General features: G+C 45.3%; 7 protein-coding genes. 4 read left to right on the forward strand and 3 right to left on the reverse strand.

All coding sequences use genetic code 11. The features are described from left to right. From AC6CH7_RS26225 to AC6CH7_RS26235, 3 genes are read right to left on the reverse strand one after another with little or no spacing between them, the layout of a single operon-like run. Entirely contained in the window at positions 1-3318 is a 3318-nt protein-coding gene (locus AC6CH7_RS26225) for a TonB-dependent receptor (protein WP_498265519.1), read from the reverse strand. A gap of 60 nt (positions 3319-3378) precedes the next feature. Then, the gene (locus AC6CH7_RS26230) at positions 3379-4338 is read right to left on the reverse strand and encodes a FecR family protein (RefSeq protein ID WP_498265520.1); all 960 of its coding nucleotides are present in this window, start codon (positions 4336-4338) and stop codon (positions 3379-3381) included. 57 nt (positions 4339-4395) lie between these two features. Next, positions 4396-5007, reverse strand: coding sequence for a sigma-70 family RNA polymerase sigma factor (locus AC6CH7_RS26235; RefSeq protein ID WP_498265521.1), 612 nt, complete (start codon positions 5005-5007; stop codon positions 4396-4398). A 165-nt stretch (positions 5008-5172) separates the two neighbouring features. Between AC6CH7_RS26235 and AC6CH7_RS26240 the strand changes: the two genes are divergently transcribed. The 4 genes from AC6CH7_RS26240 to AC6CH7_RS26255 form a co-directional block, all read left to right on the forward strand. Further along, positions 5173-6384 (forward strand): S41 family peptidase, encoded by a 1212-nt coding sequence (locus AC6CH7_RS26240; protein WP_498265522.1) that lies wholly within the window; start codon positions 5173-5175, stop codon positions 6382-6384. 120 nt (positions 6385-6504) lie between these two features. Continuing rightward, the gene (locus tag AC6CH7_RS26245; RefSeq protein WP_498265523.1) at positions 6505-7143 is read left to right on the forward strand and encodes a 3-keto-alpha-glucoside-1,2-lyase-like domain-containing protein; all 639 of its coding nucleotides are present in this window, start codon (positions 6505-6507) and stop codon (positions 7141-7143) included. A gap of 15 nt (positions 7144-7158) precedes the next feature. Then, entirely contained in the window at positions 7159-8064 is a 906-nt protein-coding gene (locus AC6CH7_RS26250) for an alpha/beta fold hydrolase (protein ID WP_498265524.1), read from the forward strand. A 278-nt stretch (positions 8065-8342) separates the two neighbouring features. After that, positions 8343-8871: ATP-binding cassette domain-containing protein (locus tag AC6CH7_RS26255; protein WP_498265525.1), on the forward strand; the 529-nt coding region annotated here is incomplete at its 3' end.

The following is an 8871-nucleotide window of genomic DNA, read 5'->3' on the forward strand; positions in this document are numbered from 1 at the left end:
TTAAAAATTATAAGTGAAGTTTACTGATATGTTTCTACCCCTGAAGCTGCTATAGCGGACATAATCGAGTGCTTTGTTAAATGCTTTTCCTTTCGGGTCGTTGTTGATGTTCTGACTATCCAGATGGGCAGCATCGATGCCAAGAAAAGCACCGGGATCGTTGCCTTTTCCCTGGGTAACAGATACATTTTGATAGATAATGCTTTTTTGCTGCAGCAGATCGCTGATGTTTAATCTGGCCTCCAATCGCTTTTTTAGAAAACGGGCGTTCAGCTGCAGGTCCAATACGTCCCGCGGATTTTCATACTGATCCTGATAGGAGTACTGCCCGGCAGTAATGATCCGCCTTCCGTAGCGGTTATAGCTGAGATTGATACCGGCTTTATCACCAAGATAGCCAATGCCGCCATTGATCACATAAGGCGATAAGCCTTGCAGTGGCCGTTCACGGTTACCATCACCTATAATGGTTCCCTGTCCGGCCAGTGCCAGCAGTTTGCTGACATTGTATTTTACGTTTGCCTTCATCCAGGAGAAATTGCCACTAATGAATAAATGTTTAAGTACATCCGAAGAGCCATTTAAAAAACCGAAGGACTTTCTCATATCCACCTCGATGCCTTTACTAACAGCAGATTCCAGGTTGAAATAATAATTGATCAGCCCACCTGAAGCATCAGCAGTAGAAACGAGTTCAACCGGGTTGCGGAATTTTTTATAAAACAGCGAAAATGACAAGATCTCGCCCGGCCCGGAAAAATATTCATAGCGCAGGTCAATGTTTTCAATATTTGCATCCTGTAGCCTGGTAGCCCCGGTGATCACCGTTTTTTCGGTGGCATCATAATACAGATAATTGGCGCGTTCCCGGAAGTCAGCACGGGCGAGTGTTTGTGAGTAAGCTGCACGCAGGTTCATATCAGGGCGAAAGTTCCAGGTCAGGTTTACGCTAGGCAGCCAGTCAGTTTTATGATATTTTACCAGTGAATCAATCGGGCGTCCGGTTTGGAGGCTGTAGGTGATCCCTGAAAGGTTCATCTGGTTGTCCTCCATGCGAAAACCGCCGACCAGTCGGACACGTTCAGTCAATTTCAGGTCAGCCATTGCATAGGCTGCCTGAATATTCTGCCTCCCGCTGTAGTCATCTGAAGCGCCAAGCCCGTTGACGCTGGTGATCTTATAATATAACAGGCCAGGCGCCATCAGGTCCGCTGCGGCCAGTTTATAGTCTGGCAATCCGAAAACAGCATCGTAAAAATCATCTGGGTTGTGTTTGCCCGTACTGTTGTTGTAAAACAGACGCATACCTAATGTCTCTGTGGATGCCTTGCGATTGGTATAAGCATAACCCGCTTTCAATTTATGTTCCCGGCCCAGGATCTTGATGGGCATCTGCAGATTGAATGCCCCGTTATATTTCCTTTCATCCAGTGAGGAATTGAACGAGGTCAGCCCTTCGCTTAAAAAACCATTCTGATCGGTCAGTACGTAGTAAGAATCCGTATTGCTCACCGAATAGGCATTGGAAACGCGGTTGTCAGGCTGGTCTTTATCCAGGCGAGTGACATCAGCCGACCAGTCCAGCTTGATCCGGGATCTGCTCAGCACATGTTCGCCTTCAAGGCGGTTGTTCCATAGAGAACTTACCTGCAATATATTGTTGCTAAACTGAACAGGTCCTGGACGAGAAGACCAGGAGAATCCCGAATAGTCAAAAAGTTGGTTGGTTAATCTGCGGTTGTAAACAGTTTTAAAAACCAGCTTATGGCCACCATGCTGGTAGGCGATACTGCCCAGGCCGGCCAGGGCGCTGCTGGACTGGTAAGCCCTGGACGCAGAGTCGCTGTAAAAATAATAGCTGGGATAATAGCGTTGTTCTTTGAGCGTCAGTTCCTCATAGCGGTTGCTGGCCGCGGCCGATATGGCCAGCAGGTCGCCGCCTTTAAAGAGCATTCTTCTGCCGACTGCAAACTGGAGGTTACTGACCGGCTGATAACCATAGTCTCTTGCACCGAAGGTATTGGGGATCGTTTTACTGAGTTCAGCCACTTGTACTTCATTACGGTCAATGCTGTATTGCCGGTATGCAGCGGCATCAAATTTACCGCCGCTGAACCAGTTGCGGTCGGGAGGCGTGAAGCCGAAGCGCTCGCTATTTCCCCGTTTCAGGCTGTAAAAAGATTTACCCTTGCTGTTGGTGTTGTAACCACTGCCTATGGTAAGGCTTGTATAATCCTCATCGGGTATATCGCGTGTGGTCACCTGTACCAGCCCGCCGGCAAATTCGGCACTCTGGTCAGGTGTCGCTGTTTTACTGACCACGATATTATCAACCAGCGCACTGGGAATGATGTCAAAAGCGAAATTTCGGCGGTTAGGCTCGGTACTTGGCAATGAAGCCCCGTTCAGCGTTACATTGTTGTACCGCTCGCTAAGTCCGCGTACGGTTACAAACTTTTCATCCTGCACGGTAAGACCAGAAACTCGTTTCAGTACCTGTGCGGTATTGTTATCTGGTGTTGCCCTGATCTGATCTGCGGAGATTCCATCAGTCATGCCAGCTGCGTTCCTTTGACGTGCATACAATCCTTCTACCGAAGCTTTTTTATAGGAAGCGGTAACCACAACCTCGCCCAGGGCGTTTGCAGTTTCCTGCATGGCCACATCCAATGGCGTGTTGCTGCCGCTAGTAACGGTTACATCGGTAATCCTTCGGGTACCGAAGGAGATATAACTGATCACCAGGGTATATTTTCCCGCTGGCAGGTCAATACGATAGGCACCATCCACGGCGCTCTGAGTCGTTTGCCCGGTTTGCTCAACGCGGATGCCGGCACCGGGAAGCGGCTGCCCATTATTGTCAAGGATCTTTCCGCTGATGGTGCCTGCCTCCTGTGGAACAGGAAGCTGGCTCAGGGCGATCAGCTCACCCAACTGGGTAAAGTTGATCCGGTAACGGTCTTTGAGTTTTTTTAGCAGGTCTGCTACCGCGATCCTTCCTGCTGATGTTCCGGAAATCTGCCTGCGGCCTACCTCAGCAGGGAAGGTAAATGTAAAGTGACTTTGCCGCTCAATTTCGGCCAGCATAGACGCAACACTCTGGCGGTCTTCGGTGATCTGGACCACAGTGCTTTCCAAACCCTGGGAATGCCCTTCGGCCGCAACCAGAAGATTGCTGAGGGAGAGTGAAATGACCAGTGTAAAAAAGGCAAGTCTTGTCATAGCCAACAAGTAGTTTGTTAGATTAATTTTTGTAAAATTGTACATGATTGTTAAATGGTTTGTTGTCCTAAATAATGACGGATCTTTAATTTTCATTTAAACGGGAGTGTTTGCAGCACTTCCGTTTTTCATCCGTGTATGGCTAAATGTCTGGTGTTACATAGGCATAATGGTTATGGTCCCCTTTTCTATTTTGTATTTGAATTCTCCTGAAATGCTCAAGCCCTTCATTATTGTTTCAATGCGCTGGTTTCGCACGTTCAGGCTGAGCGGCTTGTCTTTAAGGCGTGTATCTTTATAGATGAATTTCACTTTGTACTGGCGTTCCAGCTCTTTGGTAATGGTCGCGAGCGGTGTTTCACTAAAAGATATTTTACGCTGCTGCCAGCTGCCCGCATCCTTTGGCTCAAGTGTCGACGAAATAAAGACACCTGAAGTTATCTTGTAGCTAAGTCCCTGTCCCGGTGTCAGGAATCGGGGTTTTGAACCGTTTTTGCCGTTTTCAAGTACTCCGACCTTTCCTGTCGCAACTGCCACTTGTATTTCAGCATCATCGGCATAGGCCCTGACGTCAAATGAGGTGCCCAGTACCTGGACACTGATCCTGCCAGTTTCAACCCTGAACGGCTTAGAGGGATTGTGGCTTACGGTAAAAAAGCCCTGACCTGTAAGTCTGACCTCGCGTTTACCAGCTGCAAATTTTACCGGATAGCTCAGTGAGCTCATCGCGTTCAGCACGATTTCTGAACCGTCGCCAAGCGTCACCTTTTTCATTTCCCCGGCCTCTGTGGACATCTGCGCCCATTTTACGGTATCTGAAGGTTGATCCCGCTGGTATTGCCACATCCATAGCGCACCCAATAGCAGCAATATTGCCGCGGCCGTACGGATCCACATGGGATGATTAAGATGCCGTATCTTAGGCTCAGGAAAAATCTCTTTTCTTAGGCCGGCAGCCGATTGCCTTTGTTTCTCCACTATGACTTCGGGGGGTATAGGGCCAAACAAATCTAGCCTGATCAGCCACCTGAAGATTCGGCTGCGTTCTGGCTGGTCTGAAGCGCCACGGCGGTAGCGCTCAAGCTGTTCTTTAAATGGTTGATTGTATTGCTGCATATATTAGTAATAAGCAGCGGAAGCCATTATGGCTCATAAGAAATTGTTAAGCTTAGGTTAGCTTTTTGTTAAGTACACCAGGATAACCAATTGGAGTGCAGAAAGCGGTATGTCGCCGATGCTCCGCCTGATGTGTTCCAGTCCCATGTTGATCTGACGGGAAACAGTCTTGGGAGAAATACCCAGTTGGGCGGCGATCTCAGCAATGGCATAGTTGCCTTCTCTGCTTAAGCGGAATACTGTACGCATTTTGTCAGGCATCGCATCTACTACCTCGTCAATACGGTCTATTAGCTGCTGGTACTCCATTTCCAGGTCCTGCAGTTCAATCAGATCTTCAGGTGACACAAGTTCCCGGTCCAGGTACTGCGCAAAGGCTGTGAGGTGTTTGTCGCGAAACCCTTGTCTGCGAAAGTAACCGGAGAGCTTAAACCAAAGCCGGTTTTTCAGGTAGTTGGGTAGGGGATTGCTGATGTGAAAAGTTTGACGTTTTTCCCAGAGTTCCAGGAACATATCCTGCAAAAGGTCATACGCTTCATCAGTGTCATTCAGTTTTTTTAGCGCCAGACCGAACAGCAAGGGGTAATACAGTTTATGCATTTCCTCGAAAGCTTCATAATCTGAAGCCCTAATGCGTTCTAAAAGTAATTGTTCCCCTGCGAAGTCCACGGCGTAAAGATAATCCCGGCGGATTAAATAATTGTAAAGGATTTGTATTCACGATATTTAGCTGCGCTGAGCTCGCTGAAGGGCTGGTTTAATTCGGAGTGTAACCAGCCTGCAACATTTCGTATGTTTGTGGTGTCTTGTAAACGCTAAGATAAAGGAACAATCATGATAAAAATAACAATTATTCTGAGCTTTATTTTACTTCAGGCTGGTGCAGGTTTTTGCCAGTCATTAACTAAAGCCGATTACCTGGAAGATCTGCACTATTTAAAAGATACCCTGCCTAAAAGGCACATCAATCTGTTTGCGAAGATTAGCAAACCCGATTTCGACGGGCAAATCGCTGCAATTGAATCACGCTTAACGCATCGGGATGAGGAGGCATTTATCGCGGAACTTTTTAAACTTATTGTAGCGGTTGGCGATGAGCATACGCAAATAAGGCCGGTATTCACCAAAGTGTTGCCCATAAGGTTTAACAAGTTTACCGAGGGGATATATGTCACCGCAACCGACACCCTTCATGCAGATATTTTACTATGCCGGCTAAGCGGTGTAAACGGGCATGCAATCGCTGAGGTAACCAACCGTTTTAAAGAAATCATCCAAAGCGAAAACCCATCGTATTTTGAGGTAGCTTTTCTGCATTTCATCAACAATCCGGTTATTTTAAAAGGGCTTGGAATCAGTAGCAGCACGGATCAAGTCACATTTGATTTAACCGCCCCTGATGGAAAAACAATTAAACGCACCATTAAATCGGTGGCAGGCCAAAATGCCCGTAACCTGCCTTTAGCAGAAGTGAAAAACGGAATGCTTTCGCAAATGAACAAGGAATATTACTGGTATAATTATAATCCGGGAACCGGCACACTTTATTTTAACTACAACAGGTGTCAGGAACAAAATTCACTTCCGTTTTCGGTTTTCAATGATGAGCTTTTTGCAGTTATCGCTAAAAATAAGCCCCAGCGCCTGGTTATTGACCTGCGGTATAATAGTGGTGGTAACTCTGCAATTCTGGGACCTTTTATCGAACGCATCAGGCAAAGCGATTTGAATAGAAAAGAGAAGCTGTTTGTGGTTGTCGGCAAACAAACTTTCTCTTCTGCCCTGATGAATGCAGTAAGTTTGAAAAAAGATACCTATGCAACCATACTTGGGGAAGCGACCAGCGGTAATGTAAACCATTTCGGAGAAGTAAGGAGCTTTCAGCTGCCCCGTACCAAAATCAGTGTTGGCTATTCTACCCGGTATTGGGAAAACTGGAAGGGGCATGATGGGCCGCTGATACCAGATATTCCTGTTACATATTCAGTAAAAAATTTTTCAAAGGGAATTGATGAAGCGATAGTCGCTGTGAATAAATCGGAGTAAGGTCTGGGGCGCTCTCTGGAAGATGTAAAAATGAACACCTTAATGTACCTATTGTAAAGTTCAAACTAATTTATTAGTTTTACTAAGCCTTTCACTATTAGTTGTTTAAAATCCATAACCATGAAACATTTTAACATATTGTTCATTCTTACCTGCTTTTCTTTCTCAATGGCGCGGTCTCAAGAATCAAAATCACAGCAAGCTGAGTATATTCCCTACAATCGTACCGTTGAACAGGTTACAGAAAACGGCAGGTCGATCGTAAGACTAAGTGAAGGTACCGGAGCCGGAGTTGCTTGGGTAAAAGATTTACTCTTTTCGGAAGGCACTATTGAGTTTGATGCAAAAGGCCGTGATGTTATGCAAAAAAGTTTTATTGGGATTGCTTTCCATGGCATTGATAATGAAACTTATGAAACGGTCTATTTTCGTCCCTTCAATTTCCAGTCTTCTGATTCGGTGCGCAGGATCCACGCTGTACAATACTCATTTGAGCCAAAGTTCGGATTTCAACAGCTCCGTAATACACACAAGGACAAATACGAATCGGGCATCAATTCGCCAACACTGAAAGCAACAGATTGGTTCCATGTCAAAATTGAAGTGAAAGAGAACAGGATTAAAGTTTTGTTGAACGGAGGGGAAGTGCCCTGCCTGGAGGTTACAACGCTTAATCCAAATCCTGCTGGTAAAAAAATTGGATTTTGGGTGGGCAATAACTCAAACGGAGATTTCGCCAACTTGAAAATATCAAAGTAGCTAAAGATCACCCGCATGAAAGCCATTATTACGCTTTGTCTTTTTTCATTATCCTTTGCTTCATTTGGGCAAGAGAAACTTGTTGAGGTAAATGACCATCGTTACCATGTTTTCACACAGGGTCTTGAGAAAAGAAAACCGAATGCTCCAGTAATTATTTTCGAAAGCGGAATGGGTGTTGATCTTGGGAATTGGAAGAAAATTATAGCACAAGTTTCGACCATGGCACCAGTTTTTGCCTACGACAGAGCTGGAATAGGCAAATCAGATAAAATCTTCCAAATGCCAACCGTTAAGTTCGCCGCAGAAAGCTTGCATGATATCCTAAAGAAATTGAACATTGCTCCTCCTTATATCTTGGTTGGACATTCCCTTGGCGGGTTATATATACGGGGCTATGCCGGCTTCTATCCAGAAGAAATTTCGGGACTTGTATTTATTGATCCCGCCGACTTTACGGAAACAAAAAATGATTGGAATGATATTTTTAGAAAAATGGGACTACCCGAGAAGAAGATTGATGAAATGTTGTACAATCGCCTTTACCAACCGGATCAGAAAGTAGATTCACTAAATTTTGGTCCCTGGAGTGAAAGAAGGATTTTGAATGAGCTAAGAAAAACAGATTTTGCAGAAATAACAAGGTTACCTTTGCCTGCTGTTCCCCTACTTTTTTTCGTAGGTGGGAAATTCGAAGTACCAGTTGCCCAAAGAAGTAAGGATTATGACCAGGAAGTCTTTTTCCATATCAAAAATTCTGCAAACATGGAGAGGTGGAGAAAACTGATTCATTCTACTGGCAAACCAGGTGCTTTGCTCTACCTTACCGATGCCGGCCATTACATTCACCTTGATGACCCCAAATCAATAGTTGATAATATAAGAATTTTAATTAACAGGATTGACAATCCTGTCAACTAATTCACTCAAATTGGCATCGTTGAATACCAACATATATTGCTCAGTATTTCAATTATTGACTCCATGCCAGATAAATTTTGCTAGCCAATCACTACGGAAACAAAGTAAAAACTACCCCGCGTACCTATTACAAATCTGGCTAGCGTTAAGTGCGAGAGGAAGAATTTAGAAAAAGACCTTCTATTGCTTTGCAGCAGTTTTCAAGTGTTTTGCAGAACGTTTGCCTGTGCATGTCTAAAAAGTTTTCAGAGGCATCCAAAATGATTGTCTTTTGTGGCATGAAAAGCGACTTAATCCTGGAGACACAGCAGCTAACCCATGCTTTTGGTGACGGCTCATTGGTAATAAAAGACATTAATCTGGAAGTTCCGACAGGTTCAATTTATGGATTTCTCGGAGCAAATGGTGCGGGTAAAACGACCACCTTAAAGCTCATACTCGGACTACTTAAAATCCAGCACGGCAAGGTAATGGTATTCGGCAAATCATTCGAAAAACATCGCCTGGAAAGTTTGAAAGATATAGGTGCGATGATTGAATCACCTTCGATATACGGACACCTGACGGCGACTGAGAACCTGCAAATTCTGCAGCACATCTACCAGTGCCCGGCATCACGACTTGGCGAAGTGCTGCACATGGTTGGACTTGCCCAAACAGGAAGTAAAAAAGCCGGGCGCTTCTCTCTTGGCATGAAACAAAGGTTAAGCATTGCAATGGCCTTATTGCATCAGCCTAGCCTGCTAATCCTTGACGAGCCTACAAACGGCCTTGATCCAAACGGAATGATTGAAGTCAGGGAACTGC

The organism is Pedobacter sp. GQ55 (assembly GCF_059758925.1).